Raw genomic sequence first — 16565 nt, 5'->3', positions numbered from 1 at the left:
ATAGTTTGAGGTGCGGAAGTATTAATATCCCCACCCCCTATTCAGAGCAATGCAGAGGTTCGAGATTCTCGATAAGGATGCAATGGGCAGAATTTGCAGGATTGAGACCCCCCACGGCAGGATAGAGACTCCCACGATTCTGCCCGTAATAAATCCAAACATTCCCTTCATCAGAGCTGAGGAGATGAAAAAGTTCGGTGCGCAGGCCGTGATTACGAACTCCTACATCATCTACAGGAGCATGAGGGAGGAGGCTCTGGAAAAGGGAGTGCACGGAATTCTTGAGACAGACATGCCCGTAATGACGGACAGCGGGAGCTACCAGCTCATGGTTTACGGCGATGTTGAGATTAAAAATGCAGAGATTGTGGAGTTCCAGAGGCATATAGGCTCGGACATCATCGTCCCGCTCGACATTCCCACACCGCCCGATGCTGATTATGCTACCGCAGAATCTGATCTGAGAATCACCCTTGAGAGGGAGAGAGAGGCTAAGGAGCTTTTGAAGGGGGCAGAGAACCTTCTCGCTGTTCCTGTTCAGGGCTCCACCCACCCCGACCTTAGGAGGTTCGCTGCAGGCGAGGCAAGGAAGATTGGTGGGGACATCTACCCCATTGGTGCAGTGGTTCCGCTGATGGATGCTTATCGCTTCAGAGATCTGGCGAGGGTGATTCTTGAGGTCAGGAGTGCTCTTCCAGTTGAGCCCATCCACCTCTTTGGGTGTGGTCATCCAATGCTCTTTGCCATGGCCGTTGCTCTTGGCTGCGACCTCTTTGACTCCGCTGCCTACGCTCTCTACGCCAAGGACGACCGCTACCTTACGGTTTATGGCACAAAGAAGCTGTCGGAGCTGAACTACTTCCCCTGCAAGTGCCCCGTCTGCTCCAATCACGACCCCGAGGAGCTCAGGAGAATGGAGAAGAATGAGAGGGAGAGGCTGATTGCGGAGCACAACCTCTACGTCAGCTTTCAGGAGATTGAGACGATAAAGCAGGCTATAAAGGAGAACTCTCTGTTCGAGCTTGTTGAGAAGAGGGTGAGAGCGCATCCCAACATGCTGGCTGGATGGAGGCAGGTTAAGCATTACTGGGAGCTGCTTGAAAAGGCTGACCCCAAAATGAAGAGGAAGTTCCTCTACACCGGCATCGACAGCCTTTACCGCCCTGCAGTTAGGAGGCATGTCAAGGCAATCAAAAACGTGGAGCTTCCTGAAGAAGTTCTGGTTTCAACAGATTTTGGTATCTACGCCAACATCTATCTCCGCCCCGTCTTTGGCCCCGTGCCTGCAGAGATGCTGGAAACCTACCCCGCTGGCCATGCAGAAATTCCTGAAGAGGACGTTGTGGAGGAGGAGGCTCTGAAAGCGGCATCTGAAGCGCTGATGGAGCTTATGAACTCTCATCCAGAGAAAAGGTTTAAGGTTTACGTGTCAAAGGTGTGGATGAAGCACCTTCAGAATCTCCCACCGAACGGTGAGCTGAATGTTCTATCCTGAGAAAAGGGACGGGTTCTCCAGAACAGGAAAATTCGAGGTTGAAGGTAGAACAGTTCAAACGCCAGCCATACTTGAGGTGGGAGAGATTCCTGAGTGGGATTTCGGATTAGCCCCAACCTCCTTGAAGTTCATCAGTGAGGAGCTTTATTCAAGGCTCAGGCCGATAAACGAGGAGGTGGAGATTCTAACCTCCCTGCACTTGCTATCTCCCAGGCAGCTTGTTCAGGTCTTTGAAGATTTGAGCAAGGAAGGAGTTTCTCCCAAACCACTGTATGCTGCCTCCTCCGCTCTTCCATCAAACGTTTCACTGCTGATTTATCTTGGCGCCGACTTGGTTGACAACGTTCTGGCAATAGCAAAAGCTTACAGCGGCATTTACTTCCTCGGAGAGGTGGAGGTGGAGATTAGCAAGCTTCGCAGACTCCCCTGCAACTGCATACACTGCAGAAACAGAGTTGTTGATGAAGTAGAGAACCTTCTGGAGACAACAGCAAAGCACAACACGGAAATGCTGAGAATGGAAGTGGAGAAGTGCAGGAGACTAATTCTCAACGAAGAGCTCAGAAACTACGTGGAGGGAAAGGTGAAGCTGAACCCCGAATTTACAGCAGCATTGAGGCTCTCAGACAGTCTCAGAAATCACAGCACTTTTCCCAGATTCAGAAAGTCGAGGTGCAACTTTTCGGCTTTGGAAAGCTCCAGCAGGTTCGAGGTCAGGTATTTCTTTGAGAGGGCGCTTGAATGCTATAAGCCCTTCAGCGACACCGTTCTGCTGCTTCCGTGCACCGCCAGAAAGCCCTACCTCACCTCCAGAACCCACAGAGCTCTGAGGAGCAAAGTGAAGGTTAACGTTAATGAAATAATCATCTCCTCCCCGCTCGTCGTTCCAAGGGAGTTTGAGCTGCTGTATCCTGCAGTAAACTACGACACTCCGGTGACTGGCCACTGGAGCGAGGAAGAGGTTTCGTTTGTTGCGGGATGGCTTAAAAGGTTCATAGAAAAGGGAGGGTTCAGAAAGGTGGTTGCTCACGTCACTGGAGGTTACAGAAAGGTTGTGGAGAGGGTTGAAGATGAGGTTGAGGCGGAGGTAGTTTACACAGCTGAAAAAGATGTCCTGAGTGACGAATCAATTGAAAGGCTGAAGCAGGAGATTGAAAGCAAGGGAAAGGTCGACCTTTACCGCAGAATTTTGGAGCACATGCTTTCCTATCAGTTCGGCATCACATGGAGCGGAAAGGTTGCGGGGAGGTATCCGGAGCTGGAGTTACTTGAGGGGAAAAAGAGGCTGGCGAGGGTTGACAGGATTTACGGAATGCTGGACATATACGAAAAAATCGCCGCATACCTTCTTGAAAAGAACATCTACACTGTGGAAATCGGTGATTTCGAAGTGAAGGGCACGATTTTCGCAGGGGGAGTTCTGAGGGCGGACGAAAAAATAAGGCCAAACGACGTTGTTGTGTTCCACAACAGCCGCATTTTCGGAGTTGGGCTCGCAGCTATGAGCGGCAAGGAAATGGCGGGGAGCGAGAAGGGGATAGCGATTAACGTGAAGAGGAAGTTCTCTTTTTAACCTCAACCCTGCACTTTTCCCCGCAGGCAGCATTCACCTCAACATCGTAGCCAAAAACTTTGAAGAAGCCTTCCAAAAATCCGGTGCATATGACAGTTTTCCTCACTTCGGTCATCTCCCTGGACGGACAACCGTCGAAAACCACGCCACCCTCTTTCTCACTCACCCTCACGCCTGTAATCATGCTCAGGAACTCAGCAACGTCGCTGAAATCTTTCAGGTGTAGATTTCTCTTCACCTCAGCTCCCTTTTCCATCCCGTACTTAACGGAAAAGTCATGGAGCCTTTCGTTATCTTCAAGCATTTCCTCGATAAACCTGACCGCAAAGTCGCTGTAATGCATTCTGGAGAGCTTTATAAGCCTCCATTTTTTCGTTAGCTTCTCTCCTCTCATTTCTCACCTTACAATGGAGTAGAATATCGAGCTCAGGCCGGCAATCTGCATAAGAATTGCCACGACAACGACGCTCATGTCAAGCACTTGAGCAACGAAGGTTAGGACTGGCAGGGAAGCGCCGATGATGAGAAGAAAGAAGCCGATGGAGAGGTAAATGAGGAATTCCTGCTTCGTTCTCTTGTAGGTGTCGTAGATGTAAATGATAAACCCCCCTCCTATCAGAAGGTATATGGCCGTCAGTATGAGGGTCAGGATATCGAAGTAATCGCCCATCTCATCACCCCATCTCCGGAAACCATATTTCCTCCTTCAACCTCTTCGTCGTGACGATGCACTCCACCATCATAACCCCCTCCATCGCGGATATTTTCGACGTTATTTCACCAATCTTATCAAGGTCGCTCGACCTCACTTTGGCAATCATGTTGAAGTTGCCCAGGGCTTTGTAAACTTCAACCACGTTATCCATTGCTTTTATATTATTAAATACCTTTTCCGGGTTTTCTGCGCTTATGAGCAGAAAGGCCGTCACCGTATCGAAAACATCCGGGTTTATTACAGCAGTGTAGCGCTCAATAACTCCCTCCTTCTCGAGCTTTTTAACTCTCTTGTGAATGCTCGATACGGACATGTCGAGCATTTCGGCAAGCTCGGACAGGGTTTTTCTCGAGTCTTTAACAAGCTCGGAGAGTATTAGCATATCTTTTTCATCCATAATGAAAATGTTTTTGTCCTAAGATAAATTTTTTGTTGCAAATATGTAAGTACCGTCTTTTTCGAAAACCTTTTCGAAGCACCTTTCAAATTTTCTGACGTCTGGTGAGAACAGCCTCTTCTCCTCGTAGCCGAAGAAAATGTATTTTACACCGTACTTTCCAGCAATCTCTCTCATTTTTTCGCAGCTATCGGTGGAGTAGAACTCTCTCACGTCCTTCGCCCTCTCCGCAACGAGAGAGTAGTTTCTCCTCCACACGTACTCGTGGTTGGTCCAGGCGATCACTGCTGGATTGCCGGTGAAGGCTGCAACCCTTCCTCCATAGTGGTAGGCGCAGAGCGCACCCTGAGTGCATCCCTCCTCCATGACCACCCCATCCCTGCTCTGAAGCCACTTCACCGCGTAGTAGTCCCCATCGTACGCCTTCATGAAGCTCATCCCATCCAGCGTCATATCTGCTCTGCCGTATCTGACAGGTGTTGCGACAAGGGGATAAACAATGCCGATGATGAGCAGAGCGATGAACGCGAGTTTTTTCCACTTGCTCCACTCAATGTTGGCTGCTGCAGAAATCATAACCGCAGCCAGGCGTAGATGTAGAACTTGAAAACGGTGTTCATTCTCGACTCCACGGCAACGAATTCGGGAAGCGTGAAGGCCAGCAGGCCTGAGAGCAGTATGGCGGAATAGAAGTCTTTTTTATAGATTCCGATGGCGGATGCTGCTATTAGTGGAGCAAGTAGAGCGAGAACTGGAGAAAGGAAGTACAGGGGAACGGAGAGAGGGAGGAAGTAGAGCACGTGCTTTCTACCTGTGAAGACGTATGAGGCAGCAATCGGTGTGAAGGCGTACAGTACGAACTGCAAGACGTCACTTCTCTCGTCTATTACCGAAAACTCTGCAGCGGGAGTGTTCATGTGCAGGAAGAGGAGAGATGCGGGCACTGCAGATAAAAATGCTGAAGAGATGAGCCACCTGTCACGGCGGGCAATTCCAGCCAGAAGGGCGGCGAGAAATGCCAGCGGGTAGTGCCATGAGTTTGTTGCGAATAGGGTGAAGAGGGAGAGTATAAGCGCTGCATAGGAAAATCTGCTCTCCTCTTCGCGAGCCATAAGGGCAAAGACGAGCGCGATTATTGGGATTGCCACGACGTGAGCGTGCAAATCGGCGTGGATGAAGCTGAAGTACGGAAACTCGTTAATCGTGTTATCTATCACCCTCGTGCAGTTCCAGTAGTATCCGCCGTCAACTGGCAGACCTGAAAAAAGGCGGTTGAAGAAGTCAACGAAAGAGTAGAGGTTTCCCGAGAAAACTGTCAGGAACACTCCGAAGAGTGCTGTTTTGAAACCTCTGTTCCTCAGCATTCCGTAAATTATCAGAGAGGTGTAGGCAGGCAAGGCTGCAATGGCTACGTTGTACCCAACTTCCGGAGGTGCGAAGGATAGGAGAGTTATGCACGCTCCAATCAGGTGGCCGAAGTAGTAGTAGAAGTCGAGCTTGTATCCTGAAAGGAAGGGATCGTTGGGAGGGAAACTGTTAGCCCTCAAAACAGCGTTCATGAAAGCGGAGTCCATGAACTTCTCCGCATCGAGGATGTCAGGGTCAAGGAATCGCAGAAAGATGAAAAAGGCGAAGACTGCTGCAAATACCATTTCGGAGTTCTCCACCTTTACGTCGCTTCTGTAGATCACATACAAGGAGAGGGCCATGAAGGCCAGAAATGCAAGGTAGAAGGAAATTTTGAACGGAATGAGGAATCCCGCGAGGAATGAGATTGCCGAGAGGGTGAGGAGGGAGAGGAAGCGAGCCTCGTGGTATTGAAAGTGCCTGAGAAAAGGTGTTGTGAGGAGAAGAGAAGAGGTGTAGAAACAAACTGCGTAAATTAGGGTGTACATATTAACCCTGCTCCACCTCTTTCAAGCTCAGATTGAGAGATGCGAGTGATAGCAGGCCGAGAAGCACCGTTGTCACGTTTTTGACCGCGTGGTCAACCAGAGCAATCGTGAACGCTGTTCCAGCGGAGAACTGTGAAAGAAGAACTGCCGTAACCGCAGCCTCATACGTCCCCACACCTCCTGGAGTGATTGGCAAAGCTTTGACTATGTTTCCGACTGCCACCGCCAGAGCGATCAGTATGAAGCTCACATCTCCGAAGCTCAGAGCAATCAGGTAGCAAACTGTTATGTCGGAAAGCCAGAGCAGAAGTGAGAGGAAAGTCAAAACAATGCTCTGCTTAATCCCCATCACCTTCATGGCGTTTTTGAACACCTTCCCAACTACGTTCTCCATCCTTGAAAGGAGGAGGATGCCGGCAAAAATCATACCGGCAAAAATAAAGGCGTAAACGGGCTCCTTCAGCCCTGCTCCGAGAAGTAATGCCGAAACCGCAGCTATCAAAGCGACTGAAATCAAATCATAGACCCTCTCGGCAGCAATCCCCCCAATCGACTCTGAATACGGAACTTCCCTCCTCCTGAAAACGTAGGCTCTCGCCAAGTCACCTAATCTGATGGGGGTTATCACGTTAACGGTCTGGCTGATGCTTACCGCAGCGGTCGAGAACAGCAAACCCCTCTCCCTCCCCAAACTTCTCATGATGTAGTCGAATCTGAGGCCTCTCAGGATATATGAGAGGGAGTAGAGCAGAGCTGAGGTTAGGAGAAAAAAGGGGTTGATTGAGATCAGACTTTCGTAGACGTTCTCAATACCAGCTTTAACTGCAATTACTCCGAGAATGGCGAGAGCAATTAGAGTTGAGATGATCAGGTATTTCCTGCTCCTTTTCTTCTCATCCATCCACATCCTGAGAATCTGGGAAAACATGTAAAGGATGTCCTTTCCGAAGGCAACCTTCGTCTCTCCCCCGTGCTTCCACCTTACCGGAATCTCCTTGACTCTGTAGCCCCTCTTCTGAGCCAGAACTAATACCTCCGTGTCCCAGAACCAGTGGTTGTCCTTCACCTCTTTACCTAGATCCAGAATTAAATCCCGCCTGAAGGCCTTAAACCCGCACTGGTGGTCGTGGAGTTTTGAGCCGAGGAAAAGGCGAACGAGGAAGTTGTAGCCCCTCGACGCAATCTCCCTCTTTGCAGGCCTGTCCGTCTGGCTTTCCTTCATCAGCCTTGAGCCAGTAGAGAAGTCATAGCCTTCAACAATTATGGCATCAACAAGCTCCTTCAGGTGGGAGAGGTCGGTGGCGAGGTCAACGTCCATGTAAACGACAACGTCTCCGCTCGCCTTTGAAAAGGCGTTCATCAAAGCCCTTCCTCTCCCCAGCCTCTCGTCCGAGTGGAGATGCTTTATTCTGGGATTGCTGGCAGCAAGCTCCGCTGCGATTCTGTCTGTTCCATCCTTAGAGCCATCCTCTGCGATGATAATCTCGAAATCGTATCCCGTTTTTTCGGCTGCTTTGATAACCTCTTCAACAGCACCTCTGAGCCTTTTTGCCTCGTTGTACGCTGGGAGAACAATGCTGATTTTCATTGTGGTAAGGCTTTGAGCATGAAATATTTGCTTTTCCCTACACGTCAAACACAGCAACGAGAGGGAGGTGGTCGGATGGCTTTTCTGCCAGCCTCGGTTTGATGTCTGCGTAGCAGTCCACGCATCTTTCGGCGAGGGGTGGGGTGGCGAGGATGGCATCAACCCTCCATCCCAGCCCCCGCTCAATGGCTCCCTTAACCCTGTAGTCGTAGAAGGTGTAAATTCTCTCGTTGGGATGTATTTTTCTCAGCACGTCAACAAAGCCGAGTTCGAGTATTTTTTTGTATGCCCTTCTCGCATCCTCGTGGAAGCAGACGTGGTTCTTCAGCTTGTCTGGGGAGTGAACGTCGATTGGCTCAGGAGCAACGTTCATGTCTCCACACCAAACAGCAAAGCTTCTGAAGTCAACGGTTTTTTGAAGGTAATGGTAAAGCCTCTCAAGCCACTGGAGCTTGTACTGGTACTTCTCGCTGTCAATTTTGAATCCCTGAGGAACGTAGGTGTTAATCACGTCTATGCCAGCTATCTTTGCCCTTATCAGCCTGTCCTCGTCCTTCGGCTCTGAATCGAGACCGAAGCTGACATCCTCAGGCTCTTCGAGGGAAGCTATGGCCACTCCATTCCTTCCCTTGCTCCCGCTGAAGACGACGTGGTAGCCGATGCGGTGAAAATCGGCCTCAGGAAACTTCCTGTTCTCAACCTTCGTCTCCTGCATGCATAGAATGTCAGGCTTGTTCTCCTTCAGCCACGGAATCACGATGTGCAGTCTGCTCCTGATGGAGTTTACGTTGAAGGTGGCGATTTTGAGCATGATGTTAATTCATAAAGAAGTTGATAACTTTAGCGCTCCCAGCTTTTCTTAAGCATGTTCCAGATCTTCTCGGATTCAATCCAGCCATCCTCAAGCTTTTTGACAACATTGTTAATTCTTTCGACATTTTCGAGGATTTTATTGCTGCCAAGCCTTTCAGCCTCAAGAGCTATGGCTGTAAGCGGATTCCTGATGTGGTCAACCAGAACAGCCATCTGGTAAACGTTGTCCCGAGTTTTTTCCATCAAAGCTCTTCTTTCCTCTTCCAGCCTCATCTTTTCAATTATAGTGCTGAGCGTGCAGGCGAAGGTATGGATAATTTGCACTTCTTCCTCGCTGAGATTTCCATTCAGTTCGAGGGCAACGCTTCCATGGTTTCTATGGTCGATTAAGGTTATGTTTTCACGGAGTTCTCCTTTTTTTACCTCCCGCTTTTCCCCATTTATTTCCAATAAAACTTTTGAACCCCCATAGATTCTTGATAAGGTTTCTGCGACTTCTTTTGCAATTGTGTTGATATCCTTCTCCTCGGAAATACCTTCTGTCAGAATTAAAACTTCCTCAAGTAGCCTGTTTAGTTTTTTGAGCTTCTGCTCGTAGAGCTTCTTTTCGGTTATATCGTGCAAAGTGTGGATGAAAAGCCTTTTTCCTTTTAAAGTTAATCCTGTCCTGTAAACTGCTGAAATGAACCATTTTCCACTGGGGTCATATACCTCCCTCTCGGCCACATTCTTGTTCATCAGAACGGCTTCTTCAAGGGGGCATTCGGGGATAGGTTCGTTACTTCCATGGACAGCCTGAGGGCAGTATTTCCCCACAGCATCTGGAACCACTTCTTCAAATGCCCCGTTTGCCAATATAATTCTATGGTCCTCATCTACTATCAGCACGTAATATGGAAAGGCATCGAGAAGAACCTTCAGCTTTGAGAGGTCAGATGTGGTCACTTCCATCGAGAGTTTTTACTCCATTGCAGTAAAAAAGTTATGTTTCAAAAATGAAAGTTGCTATAAACATCTATAACACCTTTCGAAAAAAAGGTTCAGCAGTCCAAAACAACAAAAATTAATAATTTGTAAACCATTTCGAACATGCAAAACTCCCCCATTGAATTCATCCAAAAACTCTGCAGAGAGTGCGGGCCGAGGCTTGCGGGCAGCGAGGGCGAGAGGAAGTGTGGAGATATTATTTACGAAGAAATGCTCCAGTTCTGCGATGAGGTTGAAAAGGAGCATTTCAGGAGCCATCCAAGAGGCTTTCTCGACTACATCTGGTTCACCGCTGGATTCTACCTAGCTGGAGTGCTGCTTTACCTTATCGGACAGCCTGTTCTGGCGGGAATTTTGATGCTCGCAGCCTTTTTCATCTTCCTCTTCCAGCAGTGCCTCCACTACGAGATAATCGACTTTGTCTTCCCTGAAGTGGAGGAGTTTCACGTTGTGGGAAAAATTAAGCCGAAGAGCAGAGCGGAGAAGCTGGCAATAATTTCAGCCCACTACGACTCCCCCTACGAGTTTCCCCTGCTCGGAAGGTTGAAGAAAAAATCCTTTCTGATTATTGGCCCTGCAATAGCAATCACTCTGCTCACAATGTTCCTCTCCTTTGCTGAGGGTGCGGCAAACATCTCCCTTGCTTTTATCCAGAAACCTTTGATGCTTATAGGCAGCGCCCTTCTGCTCTTAATCGCCTTCACTCTCCGTTCCAGCTACGTTACTCTTGGAGCAAACGACGACCTCGCTGCCATTGCTGCTGTTCTTGAGGCTGGAAGGCAGCTCAGCAGGGAAAGGCCTGAGAAAACGGAAGTTTGGGTTGTTGCCTTCGCGGGAGAGGAGCACATGAGGGGGTCGAAGAGATTCGTTCAGAGGCATTACGACGAGCTGAAGAGCAGAAACGCAATAATGCTCGCCCTTGAGTGTCCCTCTGCCGACTACTTCCTTATAGCAACCGAGGAGAAGATGTACTTCGCCAAGCACTCTCCCCTGGCTGTTGAATACGCAAAGAAGGCTGCTGAAAAAATAGATTTTGACGTTAGAGTAGCTCCACTCCCCTTTGCTGGAAGCGACGCTGCCAACTTCTCAAGAAAGGGGCTGCATGCAGTATCAATATTCGGCCATTCCGCAAAGGATGACGCTCCCTACTACTGGCACACGAAGCAGGACATTCCCGAGAATCTGAGAGAAGAGCCAATAATGAAGGCCTCGCAGCTTGTAAAGAACTTCGTTTACGCAATCGACTCTACGGAATGATTTCGGTGGTGTTGAGAAATCTCGGATACATTATTTTTTCTTTGTTGGCCAAAATTAAGTGCTTACAGGCGAGAATTGAATCAACGAGGTTTTTCACCGTTGAGCAAACAAGCCTGAACCCTCTGTCCCCCCATAGCCTTTCGCGGTTAAAGAAAACGCACCTCCCACCGCAAAACCTGAAGTAGCTGCATGACAGGCAGGGCTCAAGTATTTCGAGCCTCCTTTTTATTCCTTCATCAAGGCTCCCAACCTCGTTCCAGTCAAGGTCTGGGCAGATGGGGCAGGCGAGAATTCTGCCGTCGGTGGCTATTGCAAAGGATTCGAAACCTGAGGAGCAGGGAGGGTGGGTGAATGGTTTAAAGATTGCCGTTGCAACCCCCATAAAAGGAACTAAGCCGTGCAAAACCCCCTTTCTCAGCTCGGAAGCCCAGAACTTTACGAGCTTCCTGACTCCAGCGTTGTACCTCTCAACCCACCTCTCGAAATCCCTCCAGACTCCGTCGCTGCTCCAGACTGCATCAATCTGCCAGTGAACGTGGGTGAAGCAGTCGAGGTTGAGGATGTGCATCACATCCTCGTAAATGTCAGTCTCCTGACTTGCGACCATTCTGGCGATAAGCTCGCCCTCAAAACCTTTCCTCCTGACGTTGAGAACGTTTTCAAGCACTCTCTCGTAGTTTCCCCTGTAAAGGTCGTGAACCTCCCTTCTCCCATCAAAAGACACGAGAATCGTCGAGAACCTCCTAATGTACTCATCCTCAAGCCTGTTTAGCTTTAGGCCATTTGTCTGAAGAATGAAATGCTCCGCTTTGACTGAGTCCATGATTTCTTTCATCTTTTCCATTTCAAGGAGAGGCTCTCCACCGTAGAAGGCTACGGAGTTTCCGTCGGCTATTTTTTTGAGGGATTCAAGGGGATACTGTATCTTGGGGGGCATCAGCCCTTCATCGTACCCCCCGCAGTAAAGACAGTTGCCGTTGCAGACTGGAGTCAGAATTACGATGAACAGCTTTCCCGCCATTAACCCCCCATTCTGGAGAGTCTCAGCCTTTCCAGAATGCTCCTGTATATCTCCTCCTCACACTCAAAAACGACCTCTGTTTGAGGTATGTTGAGTTCGCTTCTCCCAAGCTCTTTTAGGGATATCCTCACTGCCTTGCTGCCCTTCTCTGCCAGAATTTCCGAATCCATCTCCTTCACCTGAAATCCCAGCCTTTCAAGAACTCTCCTCAGCTCGAACTTGGCCTCCTCAGCACTCATTCCAAAAACGTGCCGCATCACAGGAACATTTTTGCAATTCTAAGGGAATTGGCTATGTGTCTTGCAGCGTTCCCCTCAATTATGTCCTCGTGGCCCGGATAGAGGTTCTCCACGTCCAGTTTAGAAAGCTTCTCAAGGGAATTTATAAGCTCCCTCGCACTCCCTCCGGGCAAATCAACTCTGCCAAAGCTTCCGTGGGCGAAAACCGTGTCACCGCTGAAAAGCCACTTCCTTTCCGGCTCGTATAAACAAATGCTGCCGGGAGAATGGCCGGGAGTGTGTATAACCTCCAAAGAAAGCTCTCCGAGCTCTATTACCTCTCCCCCCTCCAGCATTATGTCTGGCTCAAATTTCTTGAAGCTAACTCCGAACATGAAGGATGTGAAGCCCTGAGCCTTCAGCAGCGAGTACTCATCCTTGTGGATTGCAATCTTAGCTATCCCCTTGAAGTGTCCAGCTGCAGCAGCGTGGTCGTAGTGAGAGTGGGTTAAAATGATGTAGTCCAGCTCTCTCGGGTCAATGTACCTTTTGAGGGCGTTAAGGATAAACTGGATGTCCCCACCAACGTCTATCAAAGCCTTCTTCTCGTCAAGCAGTAGATAGCAGTTTGCAGCAAGAGGGGGAGCAACGATTCTTACAGGCTTCATAGAAGCTCCATGTCCTCTATCTCGACGCTCTCCACTCCCTCAATCTTGCCAATCTCCTCGATGTACCTGTCGCCAATGCCCTCCATGTCGGGCATAACTGCCATGAGAACGATAGCTTTCAGGCCAAAAGCAATGGGCTGAATTGCCGAATCTCTGATTTCCACACCTTCCATCTGGATGTTCTTGATTTTCTCCAGAACCTCGTTGAGGTCAACATCAACGTCGCTGGGCATCACTCTAATCTTCATCATTACGCTACCCATTCAACCACCTCCTTAAGGTCCCTCGAACCCGCAGCTCTCGCATACGTAGGGATTGCTCAGCCTTCTGCACTTCTTGCAGCGGTAAATCATCTCACCACATTCCGGACAGGGGAAAGCAACGTAGTTAGCGCCCACGAGGACTGCTCCACAGCTCACGCATCTTGTTATATCCATCATCGCTCACCTCCCACTATTAGCGTGCCTCTGCCTCTTCCTCTCAATATATAATTTTTTAGCTCCTCTGGCGAGCAAACAAACATGTTAATTCCGTATTTTACCAGCAGTTTGGGTGTGTAGCCGTCAACCACATCGGTCTTCAGCTCCGAAGCCCGCACCTCTTCAACAATTTTGCCGTCGAGCTCTTTTACACCACCAGCAGCCGTAACCTTCACAATCTCAGTAAAGCCGGCCTTCGCCGCAATCCACACAGCTATGCTGTCGGATGTAACCTCCCACGAGTGCGGGAGCTCATCGTACTTTCTCAGCAGACGGTAGGGCAAAAGCACTGCCTTTGCATCGGGAAAGTTGAAGTCTTCAGGCTCAATAACCTTGAAACCAAACCTGCTGGCGGTCTCTGCCATATAGAATCCGTAGGCGCTCATCGCAGTGATGGCCATCCAGTGGGAGGTTGAGGAGCTTAACCTCTTTTCGGCATCAATTTTCCTGACCAGATCAGCAAAAATCCACCCTCCTGGAATAGCGTAAACTCTCTGAAGATTTTCAAGGGCCTCAAATACTACCTCAAGCCTGTCAGCCACGCTCCCTCCAATCTTGACAATCACAAAAAGAGTGGTTTCTGGAGGATAAATCAGTTACTCATTTCAGCTTTTCTTCAACCGCCTTCACCTTGTCTGCCATCCTGCCCCCCTTAGCCCTGTTGTCTATCTTGATGACGTAGTAGTTTCTCGGCGAGCCAGCTTCAAAGAGCGCTCTGTCAACCTTCTCAAGGATTTCAGCGAGTCTGCCGAAGTTTTCCACCTCAAAGGAGGTCCCCATTGGCCCGAGGCTGTAATTCACCCCCTCCTCCTTCAGAACCTCAATAACCCTCGCAACGAAGCTGCTGAGAGATTCACCAACACCAATTGGTACTGCGGAAATTTCAACAATCATACAAAAAATAGAAAAAATTGGATTTTAAAGCCTGTCGATGATGGGAATCGAAACTTTCTGCTTCTCCCTCCTGAATTTCACAGGTTCAGAGAAGCTCTGCTGCTTTCTGAGTTTCTCACCGTTGTTCCGGCTCTCAACTCTGATATCTCTCAATTTTTGCTTTTGCAGCACGTTCTCGTAGCTTAATGAACCGACGAAGTCCCTGTCCTTTATTCCCGTCATTATCGAAACCACTCTCACAAAGCCCTCAAACTCCTTGTCAATCCTCGCTCCCCATATGACGTTGGCGTAGTCATCAATCTCGAAGGTGAGATTTCTGATAATCTCCTCGGCCTCCTTTAGAGTTAAATCGTGCCCGCCCGAGATGTGCACGAGAGAGCCAGTTGCCCCTCTGTAGTCAACATCAAGCAGCGGGTGGGATAAGCAGTCCCTTACAACCGCATTGGCCTTGTCCTGAGCCTTCGCCTCTCCAACAAGCATCACGGCAACTCCACCGTGACCCATTATCGCCTTCACATCCGCAAAGTCGATGTTCACGAGCGAAGGGATTGTTATCGTGTCAGATATGCCCTTAATCGTTTCAGCTATGAGCTGGTCCATAACGCTGAAAGCCGCATCGATGGGCAGGTTGGGGTAGTAATCCAGCAGCTTGTTGTTATCCAGAACAACAACAGTGTCGCAAACCTCCTTCATTTCCTCAAGACCGTCCAAAGCTTTCTGAATTCTCGCCCTCTCAACTCTGAAGGGCATCTGGGCAAAGCCTATGACTATAGCTCCCTGCTTCTTGGCCACATCTGCCACAACAGGGGCGGAGCCCGTTCCAGTCCCACCTCCCATTCCGGCGCAGACGAAAACCATGTCAGAATCGCAGAGCAAATCCTCAAGGACGTTTCTGGCCAGCTCAGCAGCCTTCCTTCCAATCTCGGGATAACCTCCTGCACCAAGCCCCCTCGTTATGCTCCTCCCTATCAGCACTCTCTTGTCAGCCTTAGTCCTCAAAAGCTGCTGCTTGTCCGTGTTGATTGCAATGGTCATGGCGCTCGACACATTCATATTCGACAGTCTGTGGACAGTGTTGTTCCCGCTACCTCCACAGCCAACCACCACAATTTTCGGCGTCTCGAAGTCCTTTATCTCCTCGCTAAACCTGCTATTCCTCTCCTGCTCCAAATACTGCTGGGCCTTACTCACAATACTCTTCATACCAACAACCTCCTAACGATAAGTATCCATCTGGGCAATACTCTCAAGCTGCTCCTTGTACTTCTCCAGAAGAAGCTTCACAGCTTCCCTGACAGCTTCGCTAACTGAAGTGAACTCCCCGCTCTCCACGAGGAGTTCGAGCTTCGTGTAATACTTCTCCGTGAGCCTTATGCTAATCTTTCTCGTTGGCGGCATCCTTCCACCGGAAATATTGCCCTACATCGGAGGACAGATGGAGGACTGGTGTCTCCATCTGTCCGACTTTGTCCTTCAGCTGGTATCAATTGTCCGACATTATAATATTTAAGTTTTTCGGATTCTATTATGATAAAGTGTTTAAGAAAATATTCCGCGAATGATAACTACTTGGCAAGGACTAATAAAAACTGCAGAAAATCAACAGCTGATAATAGTTGAGGAGCTCAAATGTCCGGAGGTAAGGATGATCGATGCTGGAGATCTTGAGGTTGTGAAGGAGCAAGAAGAAGAGTAAAAAACCATGATAACCGTATGTAATCCTCAAGATTAAATTCCAGCTTCAGAGATATTTTTAGCTGAACATGCTTCTTGAAGCTTTCAAACTCCTCCAAAACCGAATTCAGTGCGGGGGGAGGGATTCGAACCCTCGAACCCCTACGGGACGGGACCCTGAATCCCGCGCCTTTGTCCGCTCGGCAACCCCCGCTCAGGGCCTATTGATTAATTGGATTTATGAGGTTTGTGGTGTTGACCAGTTAGTTTGGCTCTGAAATTTGCAGTGGCATCAAAAGAGACCTATACCAAAGACACAATTCTAAATTATGATAGACGAGGACTCGTATTTTAAAGAGCAATCCAGAAAATGGGATGAAATTTGGCCCCATCCATGCCCGCCAAAAGAGCCTGTTTATCCGCTTGGAAAGATACCTCTTTTTAATCATCTGGACATTTACGCGGAGAAAAATCCAGGAAAAAGGCTATATCATTTACTATGGAAGGAGAACAAGCTATGGAGAGATGGGTGAACTGACAAATAAGTTTGCAAATTTTCTGCTCTCGAACAGATTCGCAAGAGGAGATAGAACAGCTTTGCTGCTTCCTAATTGCCCGCAGTACTACATTGCTCTTTTTGGAACGCATAAGGCGGGCGGTTGCGTTGTTTCGCTCAATCCAATACTAAAAGAGCCTGAACTAGAGTTTTACTTCAAAGAAGTGAAGCCAAAGGCAGTGGTATTGCTTGATGCACTGCTTCCCTTAGTCAAAAAGAGTTGTTGGCAGCTTGTCCTTAGAGTGCGTAGTAATACCCACAAGCTTTGTCGAGTTCTTGTCTGAAAACCCGGAGATACCTGTCCACCACTCGATGACGGGTTCAAATACTGATAA

Annotated in this window: 23 protein-coding genes and 1 tRNA gene; 6 read left to right on the top strand and 18 right to left on the bottom strand. The window is 48.9% G+C overall.

What is annotated here, in order from left to right; genetic code table 11:
• The first annotated feature begins 49 nt into the window (after nucleotides 1-49).
• Both tgtA and arcS read left to right on the top strand, forming a co-directional pair.
• The gene (gene tgtA / locus AF_RS02985) at nucleotides 50-1495 is read left to right on the top strand and encodes a tRNA guanosine(15) transglycosylase TgtA (protein WP_010878092.1); all 1446 of its coding nucleotides are present in this window, start codon (nucleotides 50-52) and stop codon (nucleotides 1493-1495) included.
• Entirely contained in the window at nucleotides 1482-3068 is a 1587-nt protein-coding gene (gene arcS / locus AF_RS02980; RefSeq protein ID WP_010878091.1) for an archaeosine synthase subunit alpha, read from the top strand. The genes tgtA and arcS overlap by 14 nt, the downstream gene beginning before the upstream one ends.
• On the opposite strand, the gene AF_RS02975 is transcribed toward arcS, so the two are convergent.
• Genes AF_RS02975 through AF_RS02940 form a run of 8 tightly spaced genes read right to left on the bottom strand, consistent with a single transcriptional unit; the run spans nucleotide 3040 to nucleotide 9364 of the window.
• The gene (locus tag AF_RS02975; protein ID WP_010878090.1) at nucleotides 3040-3462 is read right to left on the bottom strand and encodes a hypothetical protein; all 423 of its coding nucleotides are present in this window, start codon (nucleotides 3460-3462) and stop codon (nucleotides 3040-3042) included. The two genes, arcS and AF_RS02975, sit on opposite strands and share 29 nt — an antisense overlap.
• A gap of 3 nt (nucleotides 3463-3465) precedes the next feature.
• Entirely contained in the window at nucleotides 3466-3738 is a 273-nt protein-coding gene (locus AF_RS02970; RefSeq protein WP_010878089.1) for a hypothetical protein, read from the bottom strand.
• 4 nt (nucleotides 3739-3742) lie between these two features.
• Entirely contained in the window at nucleotides 3743-4180 is a 438-nt protein-coding gene (locus tag AF_RS02965) for a winged helix-turn-helix transcriptional regulator (protein ID WP_010878088.1), read from the bottom strand.
• An 18-nt stretch (nucleotides 4181-4198) separates the two neighbouring features.
• Complete coding sequence (locus AF_RS02960) at nucleotides 4199-4756, bottom strand: DUF2298 domain-containing protein (RefSeq protein WP_010878087.1); 558 nt, start codon at nucleotides 4754-4756, stop codon at nucleotides 4199-4201.
• Nucleotides 4753-6075 (bottom strand): DUF2298 domain-containing protein, encoded by a 1323-nt coding sequence (locus AF_RS02955; RefSeq protein ID WP_010878086.1) that lies wholly within the window; start codon nucleotides 6073-6075, stop codon nucleotides 4753-4755. Before AF_RS02955 ends, AF_RS02960 begins: the two co-directional genes overlap by 4 nt.
• Nucleotide 6076: 1 nt before the next feature.
• The gene (locus AF_RS02950; protein ID WP_048064253.1) at nucleotides 6077-7663 is read right to left on the bottom strand and encodes a flippase-like domain-containing protein; all 1587 of its coding nucleotides are present in this window, start codon (nucleotides 7661-7663) and stop codon (nucleotides 6077-6079) included.
• A gap of 37 nt (nucleotides 7664-7700) precedes the next feature.
• A complete protein-coding gene (gene xth, locus AF_RS02945; RefSeq protein WP_010878084.1) occupies nucleotides 7701-8474 on the bottom strand; it encodes an exodeoxyribonuclease III in 774 nt (257 codons plus the stop codon).
• Between the two features lie 29 nt (nucleotides 8475-8503).
• A complete protein-coding gene (locus AF_RS02940) occupies nucleotides 8504-9364 on the bottom strand; it encodes a PAS domain-containing protein (RefSeq protein WP_148183422.1) in 861 nt (286 codons plus the stop codon).
• Between the two features lie 201 nt (nucleotides 9365-9565).
• Here AF_RS02940 and AF_RS02935 point away from each other — a divergent pair, with 201 nt between their 5' ends.
• Nucleotides 9566-10720, top strand: a complete 1155-nt coding sequence (locus tag AF_RS02935) for a M28 family metallopeptidase (protein ID WP_010878082.1) — start codon at nucleotides 9566-9568, stop codon at nucleotides 10718-10720.
• On the opposite strand, the gene AF_RS02930 is transcribed toward AF_RS02935, so the two are convergent.
• From AF_RS02930 to AF_RS02890, 9 genes are read right to left on the bottom strand one after another with little or no spacing between them, the layout of a single operon-like run.
• Entirely contained in the window at nucleotides 10710-11741 is a 1032-nt protein-coding gene (locus tag AF_RS02930; RefSeq protein ID WP_010878081.1) for a TIGR04084 family radical SAM/SPASM domain-containing protein, read from the bottom strand. The two genes, AF_RS02935 and AF_RS02930, sit on opposite strands and share 11 nt — an antisense overlap.
• Nucleotides 11741-11980, bottom strand: coding sequence for a TIGR04140 family protein (locus tag AF_RS02925; protein WP_158296878.1), 240 nt, complete (start codon nucleotides 11978-11980; stop codon nucleotides 11741-11743). Before AF_RS02925 ends, AF_RS02930 begins: the two co-directional genes overlap by 1 nt.
• 17 nt (nucleotides 11981-11997) lie before the next feature.
• Complete coding sequence (locus AF_RS02920; protein ID WP_010878079.1) at nucleotides 11998-12627, bottom strand: MBL fold metallo-hydrolase; 630 nt, start codon at nucleotides 12625-12627, stop codon at nucleotides 11998-12000.
• A complete protein-coding gene (locus AF_RS02915; protein ID WP_010878078.1) occupies nucleotides 12624-12890 on the bottom strand; it encodes an elongation factor 1-beta in 267 nt (88 codons plus the stop codon). Before AF_RS02915 ends, AF_RS02920 begins: the two co-directional genes overlap by 4 nt.
• Nucleotides 12891-12902: 12 nt before the next feature.
• Nucleotides 12903-13067 carry a zinc finger domain-containing protein gene (locus AF_RS02910; RefSeq protein ID WP_010878077.1) on the bottom strand — a complete coding sequence of 55 codons (165 nt, stop codon included), beginning with the start codon at nucleotides 13065-13067 and terminating at the stop codon, nucleotides 12903-12905.
• Nucleotides 13064-13672 (bottom strand): hypothetical protein, encoded by a 609-nt coding sequence (locus AF_RS02905; RefSeq protein ID WP_010878076.1) that lies wholly within the window; start codon nucleotides 13670-13672, stop codon nucleotides 13064-13066. The genes AF_RS02910 and AF_RS02905 overlap by 4 nt, the downstream gene beginning before the upstream one ends.
• Nucleotides 13673-13706: 34 nt before the next feature.
• A complete protein-coding gene (locus AF_RS02900) occupies nucleotides 13707-14000 on the bottom strand; it encodes an MTH1187 family thiamine-binding protein (RefSeq protein ID WP_010878075.1) in 294 nt (97 codons plus the stop codon).
• A gap of 24 nt (nucleotides 14001-14024) precedes the next feature.
• Nucleotides 14025-15203 carry a cell division protein FtsZ gene (gene ftsZ, locus AF_RS02895; protein ID WP_010878074.1) on the bottom strand — a complete coding sequence of 393 codons (1179 nt, stop codon included), beginning with the start codon at nucleotides 15201-15203 and terminating at the stop codon, nucleotides 14025-14027.
• Nucleotides 15204-15215: 12 nt separating this feature from the next.
• The gene (locus AF_RS02890) at nucleotides 15216-15398 is read right to left on the bottom strand and encodes a ribbon-helix-helix domain-containing protein (protein ID WP_010878073.1); all 183 of its coding nucleotides are present in this window, start codon (nucleotides 15396-15398) and stop codon (nucleotides 15216-15218) included.
• Nucleotides 15399-15558: 160 nt separating this feature from the next.
• Between AF_RS02890 and AF_RS13025 the strand changes: the two genes are divergently transcribed.
• Nucleotides 15559-15696 carry a hypothetical protein gene (locus AF_RS13025; protein ID WP_156029499.1) on the top strand — a complete coding sequence of 46 codons (138 nt, stop codon included), beginning with the start codon at nucleotides 15559-15561 and terminating at the stop codon, nucleotides 15694-15696.
• A gap of 109 nt (nucleotides 15697-15805) precedes the next feature.
• Here AF_RS13025 and AF_RS02885 read toward each other — a convergent pair.
• Nucleotides 15806-15888 (bottom strand) — tRNA-Leu (locus tag AF_RS02885).
• Nucleotides 15889-16003: 115 nt separating this feature from the next.
• Here AF_RS02885 and AF_RS13020 point away from each other — a divergent pair.
• The gene (locus AF_RS13020; RefSeq protein ID WP_158296877.1) at nucleotides 16004-16207 is read left to right on the top strand and encodes a hypothetical protein; all 204 of its coding nucleotides are present in this window, start codon (nucleotides 16004-16006) and stop codon (nucleotides 16205-16207) included.
• Nucleotides 16200-16514: an AMP-binding protein gene (locus AF_RS13855; RefSeq protein WP_158296876.1), complete on the top strand. Its 315-nt coding sequence runs from the start codon at nucleotides 16200-16202 to the stop codon at nucleotides 16512-16514. Before AF_RS13020 ends, AF_RS13855 begins: the two co-directional genes overlap by 8 nt.
• Nucleotides 16515-16565: the final 51 nt, after the last annotated feature.

This window comes from Archaeoglobus fulgidus DSM 4304, from assembly GCF_000008665.1.
Classification (GTDB): domain Archaea; phylum Halobacteriota; class Archaeoglobi; order Archaeoglobales; family Archaeoglobaceae; genus Archaeoglobus; species Archaeoglobus fulgidus.
This window is presented reverse-complemented; position numbering and strand designations above follow the sequence as displayed.

What these genes read in the sequence shown, in the direction of transcription:
- AF_RS02925 (WP_158296878.1), bottom strand. Translation starts at nt 11,980, where the DNA reads ATGAGTGCTGAGGAGGCCAAGTTCGAGCTGAGGAGAGTTCTTGAAAGG.
- AF_RS13020 (WP_158296877.1), top strand. Translation starts at nt 16,004, where the DNA reads ATGATAGACGAGGACTCGTATTTTAAAGAGCAATCCAGAAAATGGGAT.
- AF_RS02975 (WP_010878090.1), bottom strand. Translation starts at nt 3,462, where the DNA reads ATGAGAGGAGAGAAGCTAACGAAAAAATGGAGGCTTATAAAGCTCTCC.
- AF_RS13855 (WP_158296876.1), top strand. Translation starts at nt 16,200, where the DNA reads ATGGGTGAACTGACAAATAAGTTTGCAAATTTTCTGCTCTCGAACAGA.
- AF_RS02960 (WP_010878087.1), bottom strand. Translation starts at nt 4,756, where the DNA reads ATGATTTCTGCAGCAGCCAACATTGAGTGGAGCAAGTGGAAAAAACTC.
- AF_RS02930 (WP_010878081.1), bottom strand. Translation starts at nt 11,741, where the DNA reads ATGGCGGGAAAGCTGTTCATCGTAATTCTGACTCCAGTCTGCAACGGC.
- AF_RS02915 (WP_010878078.1), bottom strand. Translation starts at nt 12,890, where the DNA reads ATGGGTAGCGTAATGATGAAGATTAGAGTGATGCCCAGCGACGTTGAT.
- arcS (WP_010878091.1), top strand. Translation starts at nt 1,482, where the DNA reads ATGTTCTATCCTGAGAAAAGGGACGGGTTCTCCAGAACAGGAAAATTC.
- AF_RS02920 (WP_010878079.1), bottom strand. Translation starts at nt 12,627, where the DNA reads ATGAAGCCTGTAAGAATCGTTGCTCCCCCTCTTGCTGCAAACTGCTAT.
- AF_RS02890 (WP_010878073.1), bottom strand. Translation starts at nt 15,398, where the DNA reads ATGCCGCCAACGAGAAAGATTAGCATAAGGCTCACGGAGAAGTATTAC.
- AF_RS02970 (WP_010878089.1), bottom strand. Translation starts at nt 3,738, where the DNA reads ATGGGCGATTACTTCGATATCCTGACCCTCATACTGACGGCCATATAC.
- AF_RS13025 (WP_156029499.1), top strand. Translation starts at nt 15,559, where the DNA reads ATGATAACTACTTGGCAAGGACTAATAAAAACTGCAGAAAATCAACAG.
- ftsZ (WP_010878074.1), bottom strand. Translation starts at nt 15,203, where the DNA reads ATGAAGAGTATTGTGAGTAAGGCCCAGCAGTATTTGGAGCAGGAGAGG.
- AF_RS02955 (WP_010878086.1), bottom strand. Translation starts at nt 6,075, where the DNA reads ATGTACACCCTAATTTACGCAGTTTGTTTCTACACCTCTTCTCTTCTC.
- AF_RS02965 (WP_010878088.1), bottom strand. Translation starts at nt 4,180, where the DNA reads ATGGATGAAAAAGATATGCTAATACTCTCCGAGCTTGTTAAAGACTCG.
- AF_RS02935 (WP_010878082.1), top strand. Translation starts at nt 9,566, where the DNA reads ATGCAAAACTCCCCCATTGAATTCATCCAAAAACTCTGCAGAGAGTGC.
- tgtA (WP_010878092.1), top strand. Translation starts at nt 50, where the DNA reads ATGCAGAGGTTCGAGATTCTCGATAAGGATGCAATGGGCAGAATTTGC.
- AF_RS02910 (WP_010878077.1), bottom strand. Translation starts at nt 13,067, where the DNA reads ATGATGGATATAACAAGATGCGTGAGCTGTGGAGCAGTCCTCGTGGGC.
- AF_RS02950 (WP_048064253.1), bottom strand. Translation starts at nt 7,663, where the DNA reads ATGAAAATCAGCATTGTTCTCCCAGCGTACAACGAGGCAAAAAGGCTC.
- AF_RS02900 (WP_010878075.1), bottom strand. Translation starts at nt 14,000, where the DNA reads ATGATTGTTGAAATTTCCGCAGTACCAATTGGTGTTGGTGAATCTCTC.
- xth (WP_010878084.1), bottom strand. Translation starts at nt 8,474, where the DNA reads ATGCTCAAAATCGCCACCTTCAACGTAAACTCCATCAGGAGCAGACTG.